At 75.9% G+C, this 20,991-nt stretch carries 27 protein-coding genes; 10 read left to right on the forward strand and 17 right to left on the reverse strand.

Annotation, left to right across the window (positions count from 1 at the left end; genetic code table 11):
- Window positions 1–24: 24 nt before the first annotated feature.
- The 4 genes from E7744_RS03750 to E7744_RS03765 are packed head-to-tail and all read left to right on the forward strand — an operon-like array spanning window position 25 to window position 2,982.
- Complete coding sequence (locus E7744_RS03750; RefSeq protein ID WP_137772969.1) at window positions 25–474, forward strand: MaoC family dehydratase N-terminal domain-containing protein; 450 nt, start codon at window positions 25–27, stop codon at window positions 472–474.
- On the forward strand, window positions 474–890 hold the full coding sequence (locus E7744_RS03755) for a MaoC family dehydratase (RefSeq protein WP_138424636.1): 417 nt from the start codon (window positions 474–476) through the stop codon (window positions 888–890). The genes E7744_RS03750 and E7744_RS03755 overlap by 1 nt, the downstream gene beginning before the upstream one ends.
- On the forward strand, window positions 887–1,945 hold the full coding sequence (locus tag E7744_RS03760; protein WP_137772970.1) for a UDP-N-acetylmuramate dehydrogenase: 1,059 nt from the start codon (window positions 887–889) through the stop codon (window positions 1,943–1,945). The genes E7744_RS03755 and E7744_RS03760 overlap by 4 nt, the downstream gene beginning before the upstream one ends.
- Window positions 1,942–2,982: an aldo/keto reductase gene (locus tag E7744_RS03765; RefSeq protein WP_137774823.1), complete on the forward strand. Its 1,041-nt coding sequence runs from the start codon at window positions 1,942–1,944 to the stop codon at window positions 2,980–2,982. The genes E7744_RS03760 and E7744_RS03765 overlap by 4 nt, the downstream gene beginning before the upstream one ends.
- 112 nt (window positions 2,983–3,094) lie before the next feature.
- Here the strand turns inward: E7744_RS03765 and asd are convergent, their stop codons facing one another.
- The 8 genes from asd to E7744_RS03805 form a co-directional block, all read right to left on the reverse strand.
- Window positions 3,095–4,276, reverse strand: a complete 1,182-nt coding sequence (gene asd / locus E7744_RS03770) for an aspartate-semialdehyde dehydrogenase (RefSeq protein WP_137772971.1) — start codon at window positions 4,274–4,276, stop codon at window positions 3,095–3,097.
- A 10-nt stretch (window positions 4,277–4,286) separates the two neighbouring features.
- A complete protein-coding gene (locus tag E7744_RS03775; protein ID WP_246858534.1) occupies window positions 4,287–4,502 on the reverse strand; it encodes an NF038396 family protein in 216 nt (71 codons plus the stop codon).
- Complete coding sequence (locus E7744_RS03780; RefSeq protein WP_246858535.1) at window positions 4,499–5,074, reverse strand: dihydrofolate reductase; 576 nt, start codon at window positions 5,072–5,074, stop codon at window positions 4,499–4,501. Before E7744_RS03780 ends, E7744_RS03775 begins: the two co-directional genes overlap by 4 nt.
- Window positions 5,064–5,867, reverse strand: a complete 804-nt coding sequence (locus E7744_RS03785; protein ID WP_137772973.1) for a thymidylate synthase — start codon at window positions 5,865–5,867, stop codon at window positions 5,064–5,066. The genes E7744_RS03780 and E7744_RS03785 overlap by 11 nt, the downstream gene beginning before the upstream one ends.
- Window positions 5,868–5,931: 64 nt before the next feature.
- On the reverse strand, window positions 5,932–6,294 hold the full coding sequence (locus tag E7744_RS03790) for a GNAT family N-acetyltransferase (RefSeq protein ID WP_137772974.1): 363 nt from the start codon (window positions 6,292–6,294) through the stop codon (window positions 5,932–5,934).
- A gap of 14 nt (window positions 6,295–6,308) precedes the next feature.
- The gene (locus tag E7744_RS03795; protein WP_137772975.1) at window positions 6,309–7,292 is read right to left on the reverse strand and encodes an NUDIX hydrolase; all 984 of its coding nucleotides are present in this window, start codon (window positions 7,290–7,292) and stop codon (window positions 6,309–6,311) included.
- A gap of 48 nt (window positions 7,293–7,340) precedes the next feature.
- Window positions 7,341–8,339 (reverse strand): mycothiol synthase, encoded by a 999-nt coding sequence (mshD, locus tag E7744_RS03800; protein WP_137772976.1) that lies wholly within the window; start codon window positions 8,337–8,339, stop codon window positions 7,341–7,343.
- Window positions 8,340–8,348: 9 nt separating this feature from the next.
- Entirely contained in the window at window positions 8,349–9,053 is a 705-nt protein-coding gene (locus E7744_RS03805; RefSeq protein ID WP_138424637.1) for a response regulator transcription factor, read from the reverse strand.
- Between the two features lie 85 nt (window positions 9,054–9,138).
- Here E7744_RS03805 and E7744_RS03810 point away from each other — a divergent pair, with 85 nt between their 5' ends.
- From E7744_RS03810 to E7744_RS03825, 4 genes are all read left to right on the forward strand, one after another.
- Window positions 9,139–9,906 carry a hypothetical protein gene (locus E7744_RS03810; protein ID WP_137772978.1) on the forward strand — a complete coding sequence of 256 codons (768 nt, stop codon included), beginning with the start codon at window positions 9,139–9,141 and terminating at the stop codon, window positions 9,904–9,906.
- A gap of 18 nt (window positions 9,907–9,924) precedes the next feature.
- Complete coding sequence (locus tag E7744_RS03815) at window positions 9,925–10,275, forward strand: hypothetical protein (RefSeq protein ID WP_137772979.1); 351 nt, start codon at window positions 9,925–9,927, stop codon at window positions 10,273–10,275.
- Window positions 10,276–10,407: 132 nt separating this feature from the next.
- Window positions 10,408–11,052: an FABP family protein gene (locus tag E7744_RS03820; protein ID WP_137772980.1), complete on the forward strand. Its 645-nt coding sequence runs from the start codon at window positions 10,408–10,410 to the stop codon at window positions 11,050–11,052.
- The gene (locus E7744_RS03825; protein ID WP_137772981.1) at window positions 11,049–12,206 is read left to right on the forward strand and encodes a folate-binding protein YgfZ; all 1,158 of its coding nucleotides are present in this window, start codon (window positions 11,049–11,051) and stop codon (window positions 12,204–12,206) included. The genes E7744_RS03820 and E7744_RS03825 overlap by 4 nt, the downstream gene beginning before the upstream one ends.
- Before the next feature lie 55 nt (window positions 12,207–12,261).
- Here the strand turns inward: E7744_RS03825 and E7744_RS03830 are convergent, their stop codons facing one another.
- The 5 genes from E7744_RS03830 to E7744_RS16465 are packed head-to-tail and all read right to left on the reverse strand — an operon-like array spanning window position 12,262 to window position 16,125.
- Window positions 12,262–13,014: a GNAT family N-acetyltransferase gene (locus E7744_RS03830; protein ID WP_137772982.1), complete on the reverse strand. Its 753-nt coding sequence runs from the start codon at window positions 13,012–13,014 to the stop codon at window positions 12,262–12,264.
- 10 nt (window positions 13,015–13,024) lie between these two features.
- Window positions 13,025–14,053, reverse strand: a complete 1,029-nt coding sequence (locus E7744_RS03835) for a 6-phosphofructokinase (protein ID WP_137772983.1) — start codon at window positions 14,051–14,053, stop codon at window positions 13,025–13,027.
- A gap of 43 nt (window positions 14,054–14,096) precedes the next feature.
- Window positions 14,097–14,348, reverse strand: a complete 252-nt coding sequence (locus tag E7744_RS03840; RefSeq protein ID WP_137772984.1) for a PspC domain-containing protein — start codon at window positions 14,346–14,348, stop codon at window positions 14,097–14,099.
- A 2-nt stretch (window positions 14,349–14,350) separates the two neighbouring features.
- Complete coding sequence (locus tag E7744_RS03845; protein ID WP_137772985.1) at window positions 14,351–14,707, reverse strand: hypothetical protein; 357 nt, start codon at window positions 14,705–14,707, stop codon at window positions 14,351–14,353.
- 5 nt (window positions 14,708–14,712) lie between these two features.
- Window positions 14,713–16,125: a PspC domain-containing protein gene (locus E7744_RS16465; RefSeq protein ID WP_138424638.1), complete on the reverse strand. Its 1,413-nt coding sequence runs from the start codon at window positions 16,123–16,125 to the stop codon at window positions 14,713–14,715.
- Between the two features lie 125 nt (window positions 16,126–16,250).
- Here E7744_RS16465 and E7744_RS03855 point away from each other — a divergent pair, with 125 nt between their 5' ends.
- The gene (locus E7744_RS03855) at window positions 16,251–17,576 is read left to right on the forward strand and encodes an ATP-binding protein (RefSeq protein WP_137772988.1); all 1,326 of its coding nucleotides are present in this window, start codon (window positions 16,251–16,253) and stop codon (window positions 17,574–17,576) included.
- Window positions 17,573–18,229, forward strand: coding sequence for a response regulator transcription factor (locus E7744_RS03860; protein ID WP_137772989.1), 657 nt, complete (start codon window positions 17,573–17,575; stop codon window positions 18,227–18,229). The genes E7744_RS03855 and E7744_RS03860 overlap by 4 nt, the downstream gene beginning before the upstream one ends.
- Here E7744_RS03860 and E7744_RS03865 read toward each other — a convergent pair.
- Genes E7744_RS03865 through E7744_RS03880 form a run of 4 tightly spaced genes read right to left on the reverse strand, consistent with a single transcriptional unit; the run spans window position 18,226 to window position 20,937 of the window.
- Window positions 18,226–18,906: an ATP-binding cassette domain-containing protein gene (locus E7744_RS03865; RefSeq protein ID WP_246858536.1), complete on the reverse strand. Its 681-nt coding sequence runs from the start codon at window positions 18,904–18,906 to the stop codon at window positions 18,226–18,228. The genes E7744_RS03860 and E7744_RS03865 overlap by 4 nt on opposite strands.
- Entirely contained in the window at window positions 18,903–19,796 is an 894-nt protein-coding gene (locus E7744_RS03870) for an ABC transporter permease (RefSeq protein ID WP_138424639.1), read from the reverse strand. Before E7744_RS03870 ends, E7744_RS03865 begins: the two co-directional genes overlap by 4 nt.
- Window positions 19,793–20,554, reverse strand: a complete 762-nt coding sequence (modA, locus tag E7744_RS03875) for a molybdate ABC transporter substrate-binding protein (RefSeq protein ID WP_137772990.1) — start codon at window positions 20,552–20,554, stop codon at window positions 19,793–19,795. The genes E7744_RS03870 and modA overlap by 4 nt, the downstream gene beginning before the upstream one ends.
- Complete coding sequence (locus E7744_RS03880; RefSeq protein WP_137772991.1) at window positions 20,551–20,937, reverse strand: molybdopterin-binding protein; 387 nt, start codon at window positions 20,935–20,937, stop codon at window positions 20,551–20,553. Before E7744_RS03880 ends, modA begins: the two co-directional genes overlap by 4 nt.
- Between the last annotated feature and the right edge of the window lie 54 nt (window positions 20,938–20,991).

The following is a 20,991-nucleotide window of genomic DNA, read 5'->3' on the forward strand; positions in this document are numbered from 1 at the left end:
ACCCGAGACCAGGAGGACCGCCGCGTGAGCGTCAACCCGGACCTGCAGGGGCGGAGCTACCCGCCCACCGCGCCCTACGCCGTCGGGCGGGAGAAGATCCGGGAGTTCGCCGCCGCCGTGCAGGCCGCGCACCCCGCGCACGCGGACGTGGAGGCGGCCCGGGCCCTGGGCCACGCCGACCTGGTCGCCCCGCCCACCTTCGCCGTCGTCCTCGCCCAGCGCGCCGAGCAGGCGGTGGTGCAGGACCCGGACTCGGGCATCGACTTCTCCCGCGTGGTCCACGCGGACGAGCGCTTCACCCACCACCGGCCCATCGTGGCCGGCGACGAGCTGGTCGCCACCGCCACCGTGGAGGCCGTGAAGTCCCTCGGCGGGCACTCGATGGTCACCACGCGCGCCGACATCGCCACCGTGGCCGGGGAACCGGTCAGCACCGTGCGGTCCACCCTCCTGGTCCGCGGAGAGGACGCCTGATGCCCGCCACCCCCGCCAAGGGCGAGTCCATCGGGACCGCCACCGTCCACCTCGAGCGCGCCGACCTGGTCCGCTACGCCGGCGCCTCGGGGGACTTCAACCCCATCCACTGGTCCGAGTCCATGGCGCGCGCCGTGGGGCTGCCCGGGGTGATCGCCCACGGCATGCTGACGATGGGCACCGCCGTGCAGCTCGTCACCGACTGGTGCGGGGACCCCGGCGCCGTGGTGGACTACCAGACCCGCTTCACCCAGATGGTGCCGGTCCCCGAGGACGGCGGCGCCGACCTCGAGGTCTCCGGGAAGGTCGGGGCCGTGAACGACGACGGCACGGTCCGGATCGACCTGGCGGTCACCACCGGCGGGACGAAGGTGCTCACGAAGGCGCAGGCGCTGGTCCGGCTGGGCGAGCGGTGAGGCTCGCCGAGCACACCACGAGCCGCGTGGGCGGCCCGGCCGGGCACTGGGTCACCGCGGCCTCCGAGGAGGCCGCCGTCGAGGCCGTCCGGCGGGCCGACGACGCCGGCACGCCCCTGCTCGTGCTCGGCGGCGGGTCCAACGCCCTGGTGGCCGACGCCGGCTTCCCCGGCACCGTGGTCCACCTCGCCTTCGCCGGCATCGAGCAGCGGTCCGGCGGGATCCTGCGCCTGGCCGCCGGCCAGGACTGGGACGAGGCCGTGGCGTGGACCGTGGAGCACGGGTTGTCCGGCCTCGAGGCGCTCTCCGGCATCCCCGGCTCCGCCGGGGCCACCCCCGTGCAGAACGTGGGCGCGTACGGGGCGGACGTCTCCCAGTGCCTCGTCGCGGTCCGGGCCTGGGACCGGCGGGCCGGGGCCGTCGTGGAGCTCTCCGCCGCCGAGCTGGGGTTCGGCTACCGGGACTCGGTCATCAAGCGCACCCTGGCCCCTGCCGAGGGCGCCGCCACGCCGCGCTGGGTGGTGCTCTCCGTGGACTTCCGGCTGCGGGAGGCCGGCGAGGTGGCCCCCGTGCGCTACGCCCAGCTGGCGCGGGCCCTGGGCGTGGCGGAGGGCGAGCACGCCCCGCTGCGGGCCGTGCGCGAGCAGGTGCTCGCGCTGCGCGCGGGCAAGGGCATGGTGCTCGACGCCGCGGACCCGGACACGTGGTCCACGGGCTCGTTCTTCACGAACCCGATCGTCCCGGAGGCGGTCCGGTCGCGGCTGCCCGAGGGTGCCCCGGCCTTCGGCGCGGGGGAGGGGCACGTCAAGCTCTCGGCCGCGTGGCTGATCGAGCACGCCGGCTTCGGCCGGGGCTTCGGGCTCGGGGCGGGCGAGGCGCACCTGGCCGGGGGCCGGGCGTCGCTGTCCACCAAGCACACGCTCGCGGTGACGAACCGGGGGTCGGCCACGGCCGAGGACCTGCTGGCGATCGCGCGCACGGTGCGCGACGGCGTCGAGGAGGCCTGGGGCGTGCGGCTGCACCCCGAGCCGGTCCTCGTGGGGTGCACGCTGTGATCCCGGAGACGCACCGCCCCTACACCGCCGCCGCGGACCGCTACGCGGGCACCGAGTACCGCCGGGTGGGCGCCAGCGGCCTGCTGCTGCCGCCCATCAGCCTCGGGCTGTGGTGGAACTTCGGGGACAACCGGCCCTTCGACGTCCAGCGCGAGGTCCTGCGGCACGCCGTGGACCACGGCATCACGCACTTCGACCTGGCCAACAACTACGGACCGCCGTACGGCGCCGCGGAGGAGAACCTCGGGCGCCTGCTGCGCACCGACTTCCGGCCCTACCGCAACGAGCTCGTCATCTCCTCCAAGGCCGGCTGGGACATGTGGCCGGGCCCGTACGGGAACCTGGGGTCGCGGAAGTACCTCATCGCCTCCGCCGAGGAGTCCCTGCAGCGGCTGGGGCTGGACTACGTGGACATCTTCTACTCCCACCGCGCGGACCCGGACACGCCCGTGGAGGAGACCGTCGGCGCGCTCGACACGCTCGTGCGCCAGGGCAAGGCCCTGTACGTGGGGATCTCCTCCTACTCGGCCGAGCGCACCCGGGCCGCGGCCGCCGTCGCCCGGGAGCTGGGGACGCCGCTGGTCATCCACCAGCCGGCGTACTCGCTGCTGAACCGCTGGGTGGAGGACGGGCTGCTGGACACCCTGGCGCGGGAGGGGATGGGCTCGATCGCCTTCACCCCGCTGGCCCAGGGCCTGCTCACGGACAAGTACCTCGCCGATCCGGCCGCCGTGCCCGGCGGCGGGCGCGGCTCGCTGGCCGGCCACGTCACCGAGGAGAACCTGGCGCGGGCCCGGGCCCTGGCCGGGGTGGCCGCCGAGCGCGGCCAGAGCCTGGCCCAGCTGGCCATCGCGTGGCTGCTGCGCGAGGGCGGGGTCACCTCCGTGCTGCTGGGCGCCTCCTCCACGGCCCAGCTGGACGAGAACCTCGGCGCACTGGCGAACACGGCCTTCACCGACGAGGAGCTGGCCCGGATCGACGCGATCGCCGGCCGGGAGTCCTCCATCGACCTGTGGGACGTGTCCTCCTCGATCTAGCCCCCGGTCCGGGCCCGGCCCGGTTCCCGGTCCGGCCCGGGACGACGACGGCGGCGGGCACCCGTGGGGGCCCGCCGCCGTCGTGCGGAGGAGGTCGGTGGGGGGCCGTGCCCTAGAGGTTGCCGGTGGCGATCATCAGCATGCGGCGCACGGGCTCGGCGGCACCCCACAGCAGCTGGTCGCCCACGGTGAACGCGGAGAGGTACTCGGGGCCCATCTCGAGCTTGCGCAGCCGGCCCACCGGGATGTCCATGGAGCCGGAGGCGGCCACGGGGGTCAGGCGCTCCACGGAGGCCTCCTTGGTGTTCGGCACCAGGCGCACCCACTCGTTGTCCCCGGCGACGATCTGCTCGATCTCGTCCAGCGGCACGTCCCGCGTGAGCTTGAGGGTGAGGGCCTGGGAGTGCGAGCGCAGCGTGCCGATGCGCACGCACAGGGAGTCGAAGGGGATCCGCTGCTCGGTGCGCAGGATCTTGTTCGTCTCCGCCCCGGCCTTCCACTCCTCCTTGGACATGCCGTTGCCGAGGTCCTTGTCGATCCAGGGGATGAGGGAGCCGGCCAGCGGCACGCCGAACTGGGAGGCGTCCAGGGTGCCGTCGCGCTGGGCGGCCAGCACCGCGCGGTCGATCTCGAGGATCGCGGAGGCGGGGTCGGCCAGCTCGTCCGCGACCACGGAGTGCAGGGCGCCGAACTGGGTGAGCAGCTCGCGCATGTGGCGCGCGCCGCCGCCGGAGGCCGCCTGGTAGGTCATGGCGGTGCCCCACTCCACGAGGCCGGCCTTGAACAGCCCGCCCAGGCCCATGAGCATGCAGGACACGGTGCAGTTGCCGCCCACGAACTCCTTCACGCCGGCGGACAGCCCGGCGTCGATGACGTTCCGGTTCACGGGGTCGAGCACGATGATGGAGGAGTCCTCCATGCGCAGCGTGGAGGCGGCGTCGATCCAGAGACCGTCCCAGCCGGCCGCGCGCAGCCGGGGGTACACGGCGGAGGTGTAGTCCCCGCCCTGGGTGGTCAGGATGATCGGCAGCGTGGCCAGCAGGTCGATGTCGTAGGCGTCCTGCAGGGTGCCGGCCTCGCCGGCCATGCCCTCGAACACCGGCGCGGGGCGCCCGGCGGAGGACGTGGAGAAGAACACGGGATTGATGCGGCCGAAGTCGCCCTCCTCGCCCATGCGCTGCATGAGCACGGAGCCGACCATGCCGCGCCAGCCGACCAGGCCCACGGTGGGCGTGGCGGAGGCGTCCGCGGCGAGGGGGGCGGGCGTGGTCGCGGTCGAATCGAGGGAAACCATGCCCGCCAGTCTACTGGCCCGTCCGGTCCTGCAGCAGTGATCTGCGCTTCCTCGTGGCCCACAGGCCGCCCAGGACGAACACCTGGGCCACCACGACGAGGAAGACCACGCCCATGGCCACGTCCCCCGTGAGGATCATCACGAGGCCCATGACGGCGCTCACGAGCCCCAGCACGGGGCAGGCGACGAAGGCGATGAACGCCAGGGTGGTCTTGTCCAGGGTCACGGTCGTTCCCATCGTTCGTAGCGGTAGCGCAGCCCGGTGCGGGAGAGGTGGGTGCCGGTGCCGGGATCCACGGCGGTCCGGGTCCACCGGCCGTCCAGGGCGGGGGCCACGGTGTCGCCCTCCACGTCCGTCTCGATCACCGTCAGCTCCGCCAGGGTGGCCACGTCCAGGGCCTGCTCGAAGAGCGTGGCCCCGCCGATGACCCAGACCAGGTCGAGCCCGTCGGCCTCGTGCGCGGCCTCGAGGGCCTCCTGGAACCCGGGGACGACGACGGCCCCGGTCCCGCGCAGCGCCTCGGCGGTGGAGGCGCGCCGGGAGACGACGATGTTGGTCCGGCCGGGCAGCGGGCGGTACTTCTCCGGGAAGGACTCCCACGTGCGCCGGCCCATGATCACGGGGTGGCCGTGGGTGAGTTCGCGGAAGTGGGCCAGGTCCTCGGGCACGTGCCAGGGCAGGGCGCCGTCGGCGCCGATGACCCGGTCGGGGGTCTGGGCCCAGACCATGCCGATGCGGGACGGGGTGGGGCCGGAGTGCTGGTCGGGGTGCTGTGCGGGGCGTTCGTCAGACGGCAATGGGGGCCTTGATCGTCGGGTGGTGCTGGTAGTCGACCAGCTCGAAGTCCTCGTACTCGTAGCCGAAGAGGTCCTGCGGCCGGCGCCGCAGGCGCAGCCGCGGGTACGGGTAGGGCGCGCGGGAGAGCTGCTCGCGCACCTGGTCCACGTGGTTGGCGTAGACGTGGCAGTCCCCGCCGGTCCAGACGAACTCGCCCGGCTCCAGGTCCACCTGCTGGGCCATCATGACCGTGAGCAGGGCGTAGGAGGCGATGTTGAAGGGCACGCCGAGGAACAGGTCGGCCGAGCGCTGGTAGAGCTGGCAGGACAGCCGGCCGTCCGCCACGTAGAACTGGAACAGCGCGTGGCACGGGGGCAGCGCCATCTTCTCCACCTCGGCCGGGTTCCAGGCGGTCACGACGTGCCGGCGGGAGTCCGGCTGCGTCCGCAGCGACTCCACCACCCGGGCCACCTGGTCGATGTGCCCGCCGTCCGGGGCCGGCCAGGAGCGCCACTGCACGCCGTAGACGGGGCCGAGCTCGCCGTCGGCGTCCGCCCACTCGTCCCAGATGCCCACGCCGCGCTCCTGGAGCCAGCGCACGTTCGAGTCGCCGCGCAGGAACCACAGCAGCTCCAGGGCCACGGACCGGAAGTGCACCCGCTTGGTGGTGATGAGCGGGAAGGACCCGGACAGGTCGTAGCGCAGCTGGCGGCCGAACACGCTCAGCGTGCCCGTCCCGGTGCGGTCCTCCTTGACGGCACCGTGCGCCAGCACGTCGGCCAGCAGGTCCTCGTAGGGGGTGGGGATGTTCACCCGTCCAGTCTACGGGTCCGGTCCCGGGGTCCCGTCTTCGGCGCCCCCTGCCGGTCCTACCGCCCTACGGCTCCTCGCGCAGCGGGCCCTCGTAGACGAGGGGGGCGTACTCCGGGTAGCGCGTGAGGTAGTCCTGCACGTAGGTGCACTCCGGGACGATGAGGAAGCCCTCCGCCCGCAGCCGCTCCAGGACCATCGTCACGAGGGCCCGGGCGTAGCCGCGGCGGCCGTACGCCTCGTCGATGATGGTGTGCTGGAGCACCACCACGGACTGCTCGCCGTCCGCGGTCTCCGCCTCGGCGTAGCCGAGGAAGCCGATGAACCGGTCGCGCTGCCACAGCTCGATCCGGCCGCGGTCCGGGTCCCGCACGACGCGCAGGTCGTCGTGGACGATCTTGGGGAGGTCTCGCGAGGTGCCCGTGGTCATGGGACGACCCTACGTCAGTCGTCCCAGACGTCGTAGACCTCGATCGAGACGATCCGCCCGCCGTCGTCCACCGCCTGCTGGGCCACCACCACCGCCCCCGCCTTCAGGTAGGGGTCCTTGCGCGGCAGGGCCGCGAGCACCGCGTCCCGGTCCCCCTCGCGGACCCGGTCGGCGAGCGCGGTGAGCACCTCCGGCAGCACGGGCCGGTGCGTGCACAGCACGGTGGAGCGGACCTTGGCCAGCAGGGCCGCGGCCTCCTTGCGGGAGCGCTTGGGCCTGTTCCGCACCGCCTTCTCGGTGAAGGCGCCGTTCTCCCGCAGGCCGCGCCCGGTGTCCTTGACGAACGGGGTGACGGTCTCCACGCAGCGCCGCCACGGCGAGGTGACCACCCTGCGCGGGTCCCACGCGCCCAGCAGCCGGCGCACGGCGAGGGCCTGGCGCTGCCCCGTGGCCGCGAGCGGGCGCTCGCCCTCGGCGCGGGACCACGAGGAGCGGGGCCGGGCCTTGGCGTGGCGCAGCACGATGAACGGGACGGTGCGCAGCAGGCGGTCCCGGTGGGCGGCGATGAGCGCCTCGAGGGGCACCGTGTCCGAGGCGTTGGTCAGGGTGGTGAGCGCCTCGCCGGCCGGCAGCCACGCGCAGCGGTCCACCTCCGTGCCGTCCGCGGCGGGGGACTGGCGCGAGGCCTCGGCGGCCCAGTACCAGACCTCCTTCGAGCGGGTCCCGACCGTGTAGCGGGTGGAGGGCAGCGGCAGCCCCAGCTCCACGTCCAGGCCGATCTCCTCGCGCACCTCGCGCACGGCGCACTCGGGGAGGGTCTCGCCGTCGTCGAGCTTGCCCTTGGGCCACGACCAGTCGTCGTAGTCCGGGCGGTGGATGAGCAGGACCTCGAGGCCCTTGCCGTTCAGCCGCCAGGGGACCACCCCGGCGGCCAGCACCTCGGCGGTGGGCCCGGAGTCGTGGAAGGCGGAGGTGGAGCGTGCGGCGGTGCTCGGCATTCACCCCATCCTACCGGCAGGTGAACGGCAGGTGGCCGGGGAGTGGCCTCATCGCGAGGGGGCGTACATCACGTCGGTGTCCCAGCGGGTGAAGCCGAGCTTCCGGTACAGCTCGACGGCGGCGGTGTTGTCCGCGTCCACGTACAGCATCACGGCGTCCACGCCGCGGCGCTGCAGGTGCCGGATGCCGGCCACGGTCAGCACGCGGCCGAGGCCGCGGCCCTGCGCGGAGGGCACGATGCCGATGACGTAGACCTCGCCCAGCGGCGCGTGGCCGTCCACCCCGGGGTGGACCTTCGTCCAGTGGAACCCCAGCAGCTCCCCGGCCCCGTCCACCGCGAGCAGGAAGCCCGCGGGGTCGAACCACGGCTCGGCCTTGCGCGCGTCCAGGTCGGCCTGGTCCAGGGAGCCCTGCTCGGGGTGGTGCGCGAAGGCCGCGGCGTTGGCGGCGAGCCACGCGGCGTCGTCCCGGCCGGGGACGAACGCCCGGATCGTCACGCCCGCCGGCACGTCCTCGCGCCACACGGGGTCCTCGGGGGAGTGGTGGGTGAGCCGCAGGCGCAGCAGCTCGCGGACGGGGGCGTAGCCGAACTGCTCGGCGAGCCGGGCGGCGGCGGCGTGGCTGCCGTGGGCCCACGCCTGCAGCGGCGCGGGGGCGGGCTGGGCGGACAGCTCGCGGGCCATCGCGGTCGCCACGCCCTGGCAGCGGCAGTTCGGGTGCACCACGAGCTCCAGCACCCCGGGGGCCCCGGGGCCGGCCCCGGGCTCCGGCAGGACCGCGACGGCGGCCCCGGCCAGTTCCCCCTCCCGGCCGGGGGCGTGGTCCAGCCATGCGGTGACGGTGCGGACCCGCTCGGGATCCTCGGCGGCGCGCAGCTCCACCCACGTCTGGTCGGAGAACGGGGGGTTGCCGTCGGCCGCCTCCGCGGCCTCGGCCAGGGCCCGCAGGTCGCGCAGCAGGCCGGGCTCCAGCCGGCCCGTGGTGACGGTCAGCTCCGGGGCCTCGGGGGTGTCGGGGGCGGGGGCGGAAGGGTGCGGGCTCTCCATGGCACCACCCTAGCCCGCGGGGACCTCCCCGGACTCGGTCTCGCGGGGCACGAACCGGTAACCGACGTTGCGCACGGTCCCGATCAGCTGCTCCTGGTCCGGGCCCAGCTTGGCGCGCAGGCGGCGCACGTGCACGTCCACGGTCCGGGTGCCGCCGAAGTAGTCGTAGCCCCACACCTCGTGCAGCAGCTGCTCGCGCGTGAAGACCCGTCCGGGGTGCTGCACGAGGTGCTTGAGCAGCTCGAACTCCTTGAAGGTCAGGTTCAGCGGCACGCCGTGCACCTTCGCGGTGTAGCTCGCGGCGTCCACGCTCACCCCCGAGGCGCGGATGGGGGCCTCGCCCTCGGGCTCGGCCGGCCCTCCCGCCGCGGCGGCGGCATGGGCCACGGCCAGGCGCAGGCGGGCCGAGACCTCGGCGGGGCCGGCCGCCTCCAGCAGGAAGTCCGTGGCCCCCCACTCGGGCGACAGGGCGACGAGGCCGCCCTCGGTCAGGACCGGCAGCACGGGCAGGGCGGGGCTGGCCGCGCGGATCACCTGGCACAGCCCGCGCGCGGCGGAGAGCTCCCGCCGGGCGTCCACCAGCACGATCTCGGCCTCGGGATGGCGCAGCAGCGACTCGGCCCGCGGCGGGGCGGTGGAGACCCGGTGGTCCAGGAAGGCCAGCGCCTCCAGGACCGGCGCCGGGGTGCCCGTCAACAGCAGCAACCGGGCCATCGGGCCTCCTCGACGTCTCGTAAGGGGTCGGGAGCCAGTATAGGGAGGCGCGGCGCCGACCGGAGGCGATGGCAAGATGGGGGACGTGAAGCATCCCCTGCTGGCCGCCACGGCCGTGCTCGCCGCCCTGGCCGCGGCCGCCGGGGCCCTCGGCGCCGTGGCCGCCGCGGCGGCCGGGGCCGCGCTGGTGACCGCCGTGGCCCTCGGCTGGCCGCAGATGCTCGGCGCCCCTGCGCGCCGGTCGCTCACCACCGTGCTGCTGGCCACCGGGCTCCTCGCCACGGCGGGCGTGGCCACGTGGCCGGACCCGGAGACCGGCGGCGCCGCCCGCGCCTTCGGCGGCTCCCTGCTCGAGCCCGTGGCCATCTGCCTGGCGCTGGGCACCGTGGCCGCCTTCATGGTCCAGCTCGTCCGCGGCTCCGGGCGGCCGCACCGGCTGGAGTCCACCGCGGGGACCGTCACCGGCGTCGCCACGGTCGGCGCCGCCGCCGGCTGGACCGTGCTGGCCCGCCTGGACGCCGGACCGCTCATCCTCTCCGTGGCCCTGTCCCTCGCGCTCGCGGCCCTGGCCGGCCTGGTCCGGCTGCCGCGGCCGGCCGCCGCACCGGTCGCGCTGGGACTGGCCGGGCTCGCGCCCCTGGGCCTGGCCGCGGTGCTGCCCGGGCTGGCGCCGTCCCACGCCGTGGTCTCGGGGCTGCTCGCGGGGCTGCTCGTGGTGCTCACCGGCCGCACCGCCCCGGACCGGGGCCGGGGCCGGCCCGTCGGCAACCGAGCCGCCGTCGCGCTCGGGGTGGCCCCGGTGGCCGTGGCCGGGGTCCTCGCGTACTTTGTGTTCAGGATCGTGCCGGCCTGACCGGCGGGAGGAGGAGTCATGACCGAGACGCCCATGGCCCGGGAGCTGTACACCGTGGACCTCGAGGAGGGCGGTGACGACCCGGTCGAGCGCGCCTTCCGCTTCGTGGGCGGCGTGCTCACCCAGGTGCTCGGCGGCTACGGCGCCGGCGTGGTGGGGGCCTCCGTGGTGGTGCGCCGGCGCGCCGACCACGAGGAGGTGCTGCGCATCGACGTCCCGGACGCCGTCTCGGGGGACCAGGTGCTGCAGGCCATGCAGCAGGACCTCGACACCTACCCGGCCGACGAGTTCGTGGCCGACTGGCTGGAGCGGGTCCGTCATGGTCGTCACGTTGCCGGCCACGACGCCGAGGGCACCCGGCTGGAGTAGGATGCCCGTATGTCGATTCTTGCACTTGAGGTCTTCTTCACCGTCCTGCTCGTCCTCGCGGGCCTGGCCATGGCGGCCTTCGCCGTCCTCGTCGTCTCCGGCCTGTACAAGGGCCAGCGCTGACCTGCCGCCGTGCCCACTGAGCTGCCCTTCGACCTGACCCCGGAGCTCGCTCCGCTGTCCTGGCTCATCGGCGCCTGGGAGGGCCAGGGCCGCCTCGGGGCCGGCGAGGAGGGCAGCGAGGTCTTCTACCAGCGCGTCGACTTCACCGACCACGAGCTGCCGTTCCTGGAGTACCGCGCCGAGTCCTGGCTGTGCGAGGAGGACGGCACGCTCCTGCGCCCGCTCACGGTGGAGACCGGCTTCTGGGCGCTGGACCGCGAGCGGCGCGACGGCGACCCCGGGCCGGGCATGTCCCCGGCGGACGTGGTCCCGGCCCTGCGCTCCGCGGCGGACGTGGAGCAGTACCGGCGGCAGGACGACAGCTTCCCCATCACGGCCCAGATCACCCATCCCGGCTCGCTGACCGAGCTGTACTACGGGGTCATCAAGGGCCCCCAGGTGCAGCTGCGCACCGACTCGGTGCTGCGCGGCTCCGCCGCCGGGCCCTACGAGGGCGGCACGCGCATCCTCGGCCTCGTCAACGGCCAGCTGTTCTGGCGCTGGGACGCGACGGCCGGTGGCGAGGAGCAGCCGCACGCCTCGGCGATCCTCGACCGCATGCCCGATCCGAGCCAGGGGCGGCTGGCCCCGGGCGTCCCGCGAAGGAACCCATGACCTCCCCCCTGCTGTCCGGTCCGCACGCCGTCCACGGGGCGGTCGCCGGCAGCGGCCCGGACGCCGCCGTGGCCGCCCACTACGGGCAGCCGGTGGCCGAGCAGCGCGCCCTGGCCGCCGGCACCGCCGTGGTGGACCTGTCCCACCGGGGCGTCGTCACCGTGACCGGGCCCGACCGCCTGACGTGGCTGCACGTGCTGACGAGCCAGCGGCTGGACCGGCTCGCCCCCGGCACCTCGACCGAGACCCTGTTCCTGGACGTGCAGGGCCGCATCGAGTTCGACTGCCACCTCGTGGACGACGGCGCCACCACGTGGCTGACCGTGGAGCCGGGGGAGGGCGCCGCGCTGGCGGACTGGCTGGAGCGGATGCGGTTCGCCTCCCGCGTGGAGGTCGCCGACCGCACCGGAGAGGTCGCCGTCCTCGGCGCCACCGCCGACGTCCCGGGCTGGGACGGGCGCGGCGACGTGGTCCGCTGGCGCGACCCCTGGCCGGCGATCGGCGAGGGCGGGTTCCCCTACACCGAGGACCCGGACCCGGCGCACCACCCCGCCGCGGACTGGTCCTGGTCCGAGTACCTCGTCCCGGCCGCGGAGCTGCCCGGCCTGCCCGGCGCCCTGCCCGCCGGCTGGGGCCTGGCCGGCGTCCTCGCGGCCGAGGCGCTGCGCATCGCGGCCCTGCGGCCCCGCCACGGCGTGGACACCGACGACCGCACGATCCCGCACGAGGTGGACCTCGTGCGCACCGCCGTGCACCTGGCCAAGGGCTGCTACAAGGGCCAGGAGACGATCGCCCGCGTGCACAACCTCGGACACCCGCCGCGGCGGCTGGCCTTCCTGCAGCTCGACGGCTCCGGCCACGTGCTGCCGGCCCCGGGCTCCGACGTCGTCGTGCGCCCGGAGACCGAGGCGGAGGCCGGCACGGCCCGGCCCGTGGGCACCCTGACCTCGGCGGCCCTGCACCACGAGATGGGGCCGATCGCCCTGGCCGTGCTCAAGCGCGCCACCGACCCGCAGGCGCCACTGCTGGTGCGCGAGGGCACCGCCGAGGACGGCTGGACCCTCACCGCCGCCGCCCAGGAGACGGTGGTCTCGCCCCGGGCCGGCAAGGCCGTGGGCCGGCCCACCGGCCTGCTGCGCGGGGGTCCGCGCTAGGCGGACGCGGCCAGCGGCCCGGTGACGACCCGCACCGGCACCCGCCGGCCCGCCGTCACTGGTTGAACAGGACCGTCGTCTGCGAACCGGCGAGCTCGAAGCCGAGGGCGTCGGCCAGGTGCTGCGAGGCCCGGTGGCCCATGCCCGCCCGCCACTGGGGCACGAGCCCCTCCGTGAAGGCCTCCTCCATGGCGATGGCCCCGGCATAGGCGCCCAGTCCGTGCCGGCGCACGTCGGGCCGGACCAGGACGCCGAGGTGGCCGATCAGGCCCTGCCACTCCTCGTAGCCGGCGCCGGCCACGGGCTCCCCGGTCCTGGTGCCGGAGCCGTCGTCGGGCACGAGCGTGAAGGTGGCGTCCAGGCCGGAGAGCCCCACCTCGGCCACGTCGTCCGCGGGGCACGCGGCCTCCAGGGCCCGCGCGTCCTCCGCCTCGAAGGAGACCGCCACCGAGCCGGACCGCTCGATCTCGGGGACGTCGTCCGCGTAGTAGAGCACCGCCTCGCCGAGCGAGCGGGCGGACTGGCCGGCGCCGAGGCGGATGAGCGTGGACTCCAGGGACAGCACCTCGTCGTCCACGTCCCGCGCGGCCTCGATCAGCCAGCGCGGTCCGTAGAGCACCGAGGCCCCGTACAGGCGCACGAACGTGGCGATGTGCTCGTCCTCGCCGCCGGTGCCGCCGTCGTCGGTGGGCACCTCGATCCGGCGGCCCCCGGCCGCCGTGGCCTCCGTGATCGCCCCGTCCGGCAGGCCGAGGATGCGGGCCCACGCCAGCTCGATGATCTGGCGGGTGTGGCTGTTGACGGGCATGCGCAGAAGGCTAGCGCCCGAAGAGCACCTTCGCCTCGTCGTAGCGGTGCTGGGGGACCTCCTTGAGCCCGTCGAGGGCGTGGGCGAGGTCCACCCGGACGATCTCCGTGCCGTCCAGGGCCACCATCTGGCCGAACCGGCCCTCGGCCACGAGGTCGATCGCCCCCATGCCGAAGCGCGTGGCCAGGACCCGGTCGTAGCCGGTGGGCGCGCCGCCGCGCTGGATGTGCCCGAGCACGGTGTTGCGGGTCTCGATGCCGGTGATCTCCTCGATCTGCTGCGTCACCCACTCGCCGATCCCGCCCAGCCGCGGCCGGCCGTGCTCGTCCGTGGACTCGGCCAGCGGGTCGTCGTGGCCCTCGGGGATGAACCCCTCGGCCACGACGACGAGCGGGGACCGGCCGCGCTCGTGCACCTGGCGCACCCACTCGCCGACCTGCTCCATGGAGGTGCGCTGCTCCGGGATGAGGATGGCGTGCGCGCCGGCCGACATCCCCGAGTGCAGGGCGATCCAGCCCACGTGGCGGCCCATCACCTCGGCGACCATGCACCGGTGGTGGGACTCGCCCGTGGTGCGCAGCCGGTCCATGGCGTCGGTGGCGATCGAGACGGCGGTGTCGAAGCCGAAGGTGTAGTCGGTGGCCCGCAGGTCGTTGTCGATCGTCTTGGGCACCCCCACGAGCGGGACGCCGTCGTCGCACAGCCGCTTGGCCCCGGCCAGGGTGCCCTCGCCGCCGATCGCCACCACGGCGTCGATCCCGAGCCGGCGCATCTGGGCCAGGATGTTCTCCGGGCCGCCCTGCGGGTGGTGGTAGGGATGGGTGCGGGACGTGCCGAGGATCGTGCCGCCGGTGCGGGCCAGGCCGCGGACGCGCCGGCGGGGCAGGTCCTCCACGTCGCCCTCGATGAGGCCGCGCCAGCCGTCCCGGATCCCCACCAGCTCGTAGTCGTACGTCTTGATGCCGTGCAGGACCGCGGAGCGGATGACGGCGTTGAGTCCGGGGCAGTCCCCGCCGCTGGTCAGGAGGCCGACGCGCATGGAGGGTGGTCCTTTCTGGGCTGGTGCAGGTCCTGACGGAAGGCTATCGGCTGCCGGGACCCGGGAAGGCACGCTCCAGCGGGATCGAGCCGTCCTGCCAGGGCAGCAGCACCCACGCCACGAGGTAGGCGCCGACGCCGATGAACGGCAGCAGGAACGCCACGAGGACGGCGAGCCGCACGAGCGCGAGGTCCCAGCCGTACTTCGCGGACAGTCCGCCGCACACGCCGCCGACGAGGCGGCGCGGTCCGCGACGGTAGGGCAGGGCGCGCAGGGAGCGGTAGAGGGTGTCCATGGTCAGTGTCCCTTCCGGGTGGCGCCGGCGATGCCGCCGGCGACGAGGGCGAGGCCGCCGAGCGCGGCCAGGGTGATCGCGACGAGCGCGGGGTCGATGTCCCAGTCCAGCACGGTCGTGGCCAGGGACCACAGCGCCACCAGCAGGGCGATGACGCCCCAGGCGAGGGTGCCGGTGCGGATGCCGGCCGGCGCGGCGGTGCCGGTGGAGGGGCCGATGGAGGTGCCGTCCCCGCCCGGGCTGCCGGCGGCCGTGCTGCCGGTGCCGGTCGGGGCGTCGTGCAGGGTGCCGCGGGTGATCTCCTCCTCGAGGGCGGCGGCCTCGGCGTCGTGGGGACGGTGCGGGTCGTGCGTGCTCATGGCGTTCACTCCTGGTTTCCGGTGGAGCCGGTGGTGCTGTCGGTGCGGGCGGGGGCGCCGTCCACGCGGACGGTGAGGGTGGAGAAGGCGAGGTCGGCCTCGACGTCGAGGCGCTCGGTCCCGGGGGCGTCGACGACCTGGACGCGGCCGTCCGCGGTGGACGCGCCGGCGGGCAGGTCCGGGTAGTCCACGGTGCTGAAGGCATTGTCCACGGTGAGGTAGACGTCCACGTCGTCCGGGACGCGCAGCTCGGCCGTGGAGAAGGACAGGTCCACGCCCACCGGGTCCGCGGCCGTGCGGGCCGGCTCGTCCGTCAGGTCGATCGTGCCGGTCCCGAAGCTCAGGTGGTAGCCGGTCCGGGCGTCGCCGCGCAGGGTCCCGTCCCAGTCGCCGTCCCAGTCGCCGACCCGCAGGGACGCGGCGCCCGTGGCGGCCAGGACGGGCAGCACCAGGATGGCGGTGACGACGGTCAGCCCGCCGCCGCCGCGCCCGAGGACGGCACCGACCACGAGGCCGACCGCCATGACGCCCAGCGCCGTGGCGAGGCTCGCGGCCCAGATGACGCTCCAGCCGGCGGTGAACACGCCGAGGTAGCGCAGGGCGGCGACGGCGGCGCCGGCCAGCACCGCGATCCCGACCACCAGCAGCTGGGTGGGGCCGGTCAGCGACGGCGGCGTGCGGTCCACGGGCGGGGCCGCGGCAGCGGGCGCGGTGGGGTACGGCCCGGCGTGGGGACCGGCGTGTGGGGAGGGATGGGGGGAGGGGTACGGGGCGTGGGGGGCGCTCATGGGGTCACGACCTTCGGGGACGGGAGGGACGGCGGGGGCAGGGGGGAGGGGGGAGCCGGGGGGCACCGGCGCGGCGGGGGGACCGGCCGGGGTGGGCGTGGCGTACCAGCCCGTGTCGGAGGGGGCGAGGTAGACCGGCTGGTCGCCGACCGGGCCGCCGTCGGTCCCCGGGCCGGTGGCGGGCTGCTGCCCGGGGGGCAGCGCGCGGGGGCCCGGGCGGGAGGCGACGAGCCACACGAACAGCCCGACCACCGCCAGGCCGAGGACGCTGCCCCAGCCCCACCACCCGGCCTCGCGGCCGTACGGCGGGGTGAGCAGGGAGCCGAGGCCGAGGACCGCGAGGACCAGGGCACCGGTCATCCCGGAGGTCCACCGGCCCCGGGCCGCCTCGCGGGCGTGGATGCGGCCGTCCGGCTCGGGCAGCACCATCCACGCCAGCCCGTAGGCCAGCACGGCGACGCCGTCCGTCAGCAGGGCCAGGACCACGAACAGGGCCCGGCCCAGCGTGCGGTCCAGGCCGAGGCGGTCGGACGTCCCCGCGACCACGCCGCCCAGCCAGCGCTGGGGCGGGCGCACGGTGCGCAGGGAGTGGATCCAGGCGTAGAAGCCGGAGGCGGGGTTCTCGTTCATGCCTCCATCGTGGTCCGCGCCGGGGGTGCGCCGGTATCCGGGAGAGCCCGGATCCGACCCGGAGGGACCCCGGACCCGGCCCGGGGCGGGCCCCGCACCGCCCCGGACTCGGGCAGGATGGACTCATGCGCCCCGTGCTCACCCGACCGCTCCCGGGCCGCGTCATCGCCGGCGTCTGCGCTGGGCTGGCGCGGTACCTCGGCCTGCCCGTGGCCTGGGTGCGGGCCGGCGTGGTGGCCCTGGCCCTGCTCAGCGGGGTGGGCGTGGTGTTCTACGGGTGGCTGTGGATCTTCGTCCCGGACGAGCACGAGGACGTGGTCCGGGCCGGTGGGCCGGTGCGGGGGGCCGCCCACCCCGTCCCGGTCTCCGCGGCTCCTGCGCCGGACGCCGCCGCGGCGCGCGGCCGCGCGCTGGACCGGGGCTGGCAGGTGGCCTTCGGCATCGTGCTGCTGGGCGTGGCCGCCGTGCTCGGGCTGCAGGCGGCGGGCGTGCGCCTGGACTGGGGGGTGGTGGGCCCGGCGGCCGTGGTGCTGCTCGGCATCGCGCTGGCCTGGCTGCAGCTCGACGCGCTGCGCGGGGCCGGCCGCGCCGGCCGCGGGGGGCGGATCACGTCCCTCGTGCTCGGGCTGCTGCTCGTGCTGGCCGGGGTGCTGGCCTTCGCCGCCGGCTTCGTCGGCACGGACGAGCTCTGGTTCGGGCTCGTGGTGGCGCTCGTGATCCTGGCCGGGGTGACGCTCGTGGCCGCCCCCTGGGTGCTCACGGCCTGGCGGGACGCCGCGGCGAAGTCCTCCGCGCTCGCCGTCCAGACCGAGCGCGCGGAGATCGCCGCCCACCTGCACGACTCCGTGCTGCAGACGCTCGCGCTGATCCAGCGCAACGCCGCCGACGCCTCCGCCGTCGCCCGGCTCGCGCGGGCCCAGGAACGGGACCTGCGCCAGTACCTCTACCAGGACCCGTCGCGGCCCACGGGCACCCTCGCGGACCGCCTGCAGGACCTGGCCGCGGCGATCGAGGACGACCACGGCGGCCCCATCGAGGTGGTCACCGCCGGGTCCGCGACCGGCCCGTGGCTGGACCCGGTGCTGCAGGCGGCGCGCGAGGCGATGCTCAACGGGGTCCGCCACGCCGGGCCGGTGCAGGTGTACGCCGAGGCGCGGCCGGACGCCGTCGAGGTGTTCGTGAAGGACCGCGGCCCGGGCTTCGACCCGGCCGCGGTCCCGCCGGACCGCCTCGGGGTCCGCGAGTCGGTGGTCGGCCGCATGGAGCGGGCCGGCGGCACCGCGCGGATCCTGACCGGCGACGGCGGCACCGAGGTCCGGCTGCACCTGCCGGTCCCGGCCGGGGAGGGGCCGGCCGGGCCGGCGGGGCAGGCGCCGGCCCGGCCGATGGAGCAGCCGGGGGACCGGACGGTGGACCGGACGGTGGACGACGAGAAGGGGATGCGGGGATGAGCGGGACACGCGTGAGGGTGGTCATCGTGGACGACCACGCGATCTTCCGGACCGGCCTGCGGGCGGACCTGGACCCGGCGGCCGTCGAGGTGGTCGGCGAGGCCGGGGACGTGGACGCGGCGGTGCGGACCATCCACGAGCAGCGGCCGGACGTCGTGCTGCTGGACGTGCACCTGCCCGGCGGGCGCGGGGGCGGCGGCGCGGAGGTGGCCGCCTCCTGCCAGGACCTCGCCCCGGGGGTGCGCTTCCTCGCCATCTCCGTCTCGGACGCGGCCGAGGACGTCGTCGCGGTCATCCGCGCCGGGGCCCGCGGCTACGTCACCAAGACGATCTCCGGGGCGGAGGTCTCCGACGCCGTGCGCCGGGTGGCCGGCGGGGACGCCGTGTTCTCGCCCCGCCTGGCCGGGTTCGTGCTGGACGCCTTCGGCACCGCGGCGGTGGCGGTGCGGGACGAGGAGCTCGACCTGCTCTCGGCCCGCGAGCTCGAGGTGATGCGGCTGATCGCCCGCGGATACACCTACAAGGAGGCGGCGCGGGACCTGTTCATCTCGGTGCGCACGGTGGAGACCCACGTGTCCAACGTGCTGCGCAAGCTCCAGCTGTCCAACCGCCACGAGCTCACGCGCTGGGCGGGGGAGCGGGGGCTGCTCTAGGCCTCGTCGCCCCGGGCCCCTCCGCGGTCCGGTCCCGGGGCCCGGTCCCCGATCCGGTGCTCGGCGTGGGCGAGCGCCGCCACGTCCGCGGCGTGGTGGGTGACGAGCACCGTGGTGCGTCCGGCGAGCACCTCGGCGAGCAGGGCGCGCACCCGCGGGACCGACTGGGCGTCGAGGGCGGACAGCGGCTCGTCCAGCAGCACGAGTGCGGGGTCCGAGGCCAGCACGCGGGCGATCGCGGTGCGCTGGGCCTGGCCCCCGGACATCTCGTGCGGCCGGCGGCGGGCCAGGTGCCCCACGCCGACCCGCTCGAGCCACTCCCCGGCCGCCCGGCGGCGCTCCCGGCGGCCCCCGACGCCGGCCCGGACCATCCCGAAGGCCACGTTCGCCTCGGCCGTGAGGTGGGGGAAGAGCAGCGGGTCCTGGGTGAGGTGGCCGACGCGGCGGTGCCGCGCCGGGACCCACACCCCGCTTCCCGGCCCGTCGGCGAACAGCGTCCGGCCGTCGAGGACGGCGTGCCCGGCGGCGGGGCGCAGCCAGCCGGCGAGGGCGGAGAGCACGGTGGACTTGCCCGCCCCGTTGGGCCCCGTCAGCGCGAGGGTGCGGCCCGGAGGGACGGCCAGGGCCACGTCCACGCCCCGCTCGGGCACCACCACCCGGCAGTCCAGCCCGGTCACGGCCGCCCCCCGGGGCGCCGTGTCCGCGGTGTCCGGCGTGTCCGCCCTGTCCGACCGGAGGGGAACCGGGGGGAGCGGCCCGACAGGCCGCGGGCCGCGCGCCCGGGGGAGCGGCCGTAGGCGACCGTGATGACGACGAGGGCCACCGCCACGAGCACGAGCGAGAGGGCCACGGCGGCGTCCGGGTCCGTCTCCCGCTCGAGGTAGACCTGCAGCGGCAGGGTCCGCGTGGTGCCCTGCATGGAGCCGGCGAAGGTGAGCGTGGCACCGAACTCGCCGAGGGCGCGGGCGAAGGCCAGGACGGTGCCGGCCAGCAGCCCGGGGCCCATCAGCGGGAGCGTCACGGTGCAGAACGTGCGCACGGGCCCGGCGCCGAGGGACAGGGCCGTGCGCTCGTGGGCCTCGCCGCGGGTGCGCAGGGCGCCCTCGAGCGCCACCACGAGGAACGGCAGGGACACGAAGGCCTGGGCGATCACCACGGCGGCGGTGGTGAACGCGATCTCGATCCCGGCCGCGTGCAGGTGCGTGCCCAGCAGCCCGCGCCGGCCGAACGCCTCCGTCAGCGCGATGCCCCCCACGACCGGGGGGACCACGAGCGGCAGCAGCACGAGCGAGCGGGCCAGGGAGCGGCCGGGCAGGTCCAGCCGCGCCAGGACGAGGGCGAGCGGGATCCCCAGCACCAGGCACGCCGCCGTGGCCGCCAGCGAGGTGCGCAGGGACAGCCCCAGGGCGTCGAGCGCGGAGGCCGAGGTGAGCAGCGCGGGCAGCCGGCGCACGTCCACGCCGGCCACGAGGGCCGCGAACGGCAGCACGAGCAGCACCCCGCCGAGGACCCCGAGGGCGACCAGGGCCGCCGGCGGGCGGACCCGGACCTCGCGGCTGGCCCTCACGGCGCGCCGAAGCCGTGCCGGCGCAGCACCCGCTGGCCCGGCTCGCCGGCCACGTGGTCCACGAAGGCCTGCGCGGTGGCGGAGCCGGGGGCGACCGCCGCGACCGGGGCCGTGGTGGCGGCCCCCGGGACGTCCGGGAGCCGGACCTCGCGCACGGCCCCGCCCGTGCGGGCGGCGTCCGTGGCATAGACGAGGCCGGCGTCGGCCTGGCCCGAGAGGACCTTGCCGAGCACGTCGGTCACCGAGGACTCCTCGCTCACGGGGGACAGCGCCAGTCCCTCGTGCGCGGCGAGCGTGCGCGCCGCGTGCCCGCACGGCACCCGCGGGGCGCACGCCACGAGCGCGACGCCCGCGGCCGCGGCGTCCCGCAGCGAGTCGATCCCGGCCGGGTCGTCCGGCGGCGTCACCAGGGCGAGCTCGTTCGTGGCGACGTCCCGCGGCGCGCCGACGAGCAGCCCGGCCCGCCCGAGCCGGTCCATCGTGGCCTCGTCCGCCAGGGCCACCACGTCCGCGGGGGCGCCGGCCTCGACCTGTCCGGCGAGGGTGGTGGAGCCGGCCACGGTGAGGCGCACGTCCACGCCCGGGTGGGCGCGCTCGAAGTCGGCGCCGATCTCCTCGAGGGCGTCGCCGAGCGAGGCGGCGGCGAAGACGGTGAGCGTGGTGCGCGGTGCGGCCGTGGTGCCGCTGCCGGCGGTGCAGCCGGCCAGGGCGGCCGCGAGGAGGACCGCGAGGAGCGCGGCGCGCGCGGGGCCGCTCACGGCGCGTCCCGCTCGACGACGACCGTGGTGGCCTTGACGACCGCGGTGGCCGGCATCCCGGGGGCCAGCCCGAGTTCCCGCGCGGCCTCGGCGCTCATCAGGGACACGACGCGGAAGGGCCCGCACTGCAGCGTCACCTGCGCCATGACGGTGTCCACGAGCACGTCCGTGACGAGCCCGGACAGGCGGTTGCGCGCCGAGCTGCGCAGGGCCGGCAGCTCGGCGCCGGAGCGGATGAGCTCGGCGACCTCCACGCCGTCGACGGCGGCGCGGCCGGAGGCATCGGTGTGCGCGGTGAGGCGGCCGGAGGCCACCCAGCGGCGGACGGAGTCGTCGCTCACGCCCAGGTGGCGGGCGGCCTCGGCGATGCGCAGGAGGGTCACGGGACCCACCCTAGGGGACGCACCTGCGGAGCGGAACCGGGCCTCCGGTCCGCA

The organism is Citricoccus sp. SGAir0253, from assembly GCF_005877055.1.
Taxonomy (GTDB): Bacteria; Actinomycetota; Actinomycetes; order Actinomycetales; family Micrococcaceae; genus Citricoccus.

Excerpts from the sequence above, each read along its gene's own strand:
- E7744_RS03755 (WP_138424636.1), top strand. The coding sequence starts at position 474 with ATGCCCGCCACCCCCGCCAAGGGCGAGTCCATCGGGACCGCCACCGTC.
- asd (WP_137772971.1), bottom strand. The coding sequence starts at position 4,276 with ATGGTTTCCCTCGATTCGACCGCGACCACGCCCGCCCCCCTCGCCGCG.
- E7744_RS03790 (WP_137772974.1), bottom strand. The coding sequence starts at position 6,294 with ATGACCACGGGCACCTCGCGAGACCTCCCCAAGATCGTCCACGACGAC.
- E7744_RS03795 (WP_137772975.1), bottom strand. The coding sequence starts at position 7,292 with ATGCCGAGCACCGCCGCACGCTCCACCTCCGCCTTCCACGACTCCGGG.
- mshD (WP_137772976.1), bottom strand. The coding sequence starts at position 8,339 with ATGGAGAGCCCGCACCCTTCCGCCCCCGCCCCCGACACCCCCGAGGCC.
- E7744_RS03805 (WP_138424637.1), bottom strand. The coding sequence starts at position 9,053 with ATGGCCCGGTTGCTGCTGTTGACGGGCACCCCGGCGCCGGTCCTGGAG.
- E7744_RS03815 (WP_137772979.1), top strand. The coding sequence starts at position 9,925 with ATGACCGAGACGCCCATGGCCCGGGAGCTGTACACCGTGGACCTCGAG.
- E7744_RS03825 (WP_137772981.1), top strand. The coding sequence starts at position 11,049 with ATGACCTCCCCCCTGCTGTCCGGTCCGCACGCCGTCCACGGGGCGGTC.
- E7744_RS03830 (WP_137772982.1), bottom strand. The coding sequence starts at position 13,014 with ATGCCCGTCAACAGCCACACCCGCCAGATCATCGAGCTGGCGTGGGCC.
- E7744_RS03835 (WP_137772983.1), bottom strand. The coding sequence starts at position 14,053 with ATGCGCGTCGGCCTCCTGACCAGCGGCGGGGACTGCCCCGGACTCAAC.
- E7744_RS03840 (WP_137772984.1), bottom strand. The coding sequence starts at position 14,348 with ATGGACACCCTCTACCGCTCCCTGCGCGCCCTGCCCTACCGTCGCGGA.
- E7744_RS03845 (WP_137772985.1), bottom strand. The coding sequence starts at position 14,707 with ATGAGCACGCACGACCCGCACCGTCCCCACGACGCCGAGGCCGCCGCC.
- E7744_RS16465 (WP_138424638.1), bottom strand. The coding sequence starts at position 16,125 with ATGAACGAGAACCCCGCCTCCGGCTTCTACGCCTGGATCCACTCCCTG.
- E7744_RS03855 (WP_137772988.1), top strand. The coding sequence starts at position 16,251 with ATGCGCCCCGTGCTCACCCGACCGCTCCCGGGCCGCGTCATCGCCGGC.
- E7744_RS03860 (WP_137772989.1), top strand. The coding sequence starts at position 17,573 with ATGAGCGGGACACGCGTGAGGGTGGTCATCGTGGACGACCACGCGATC.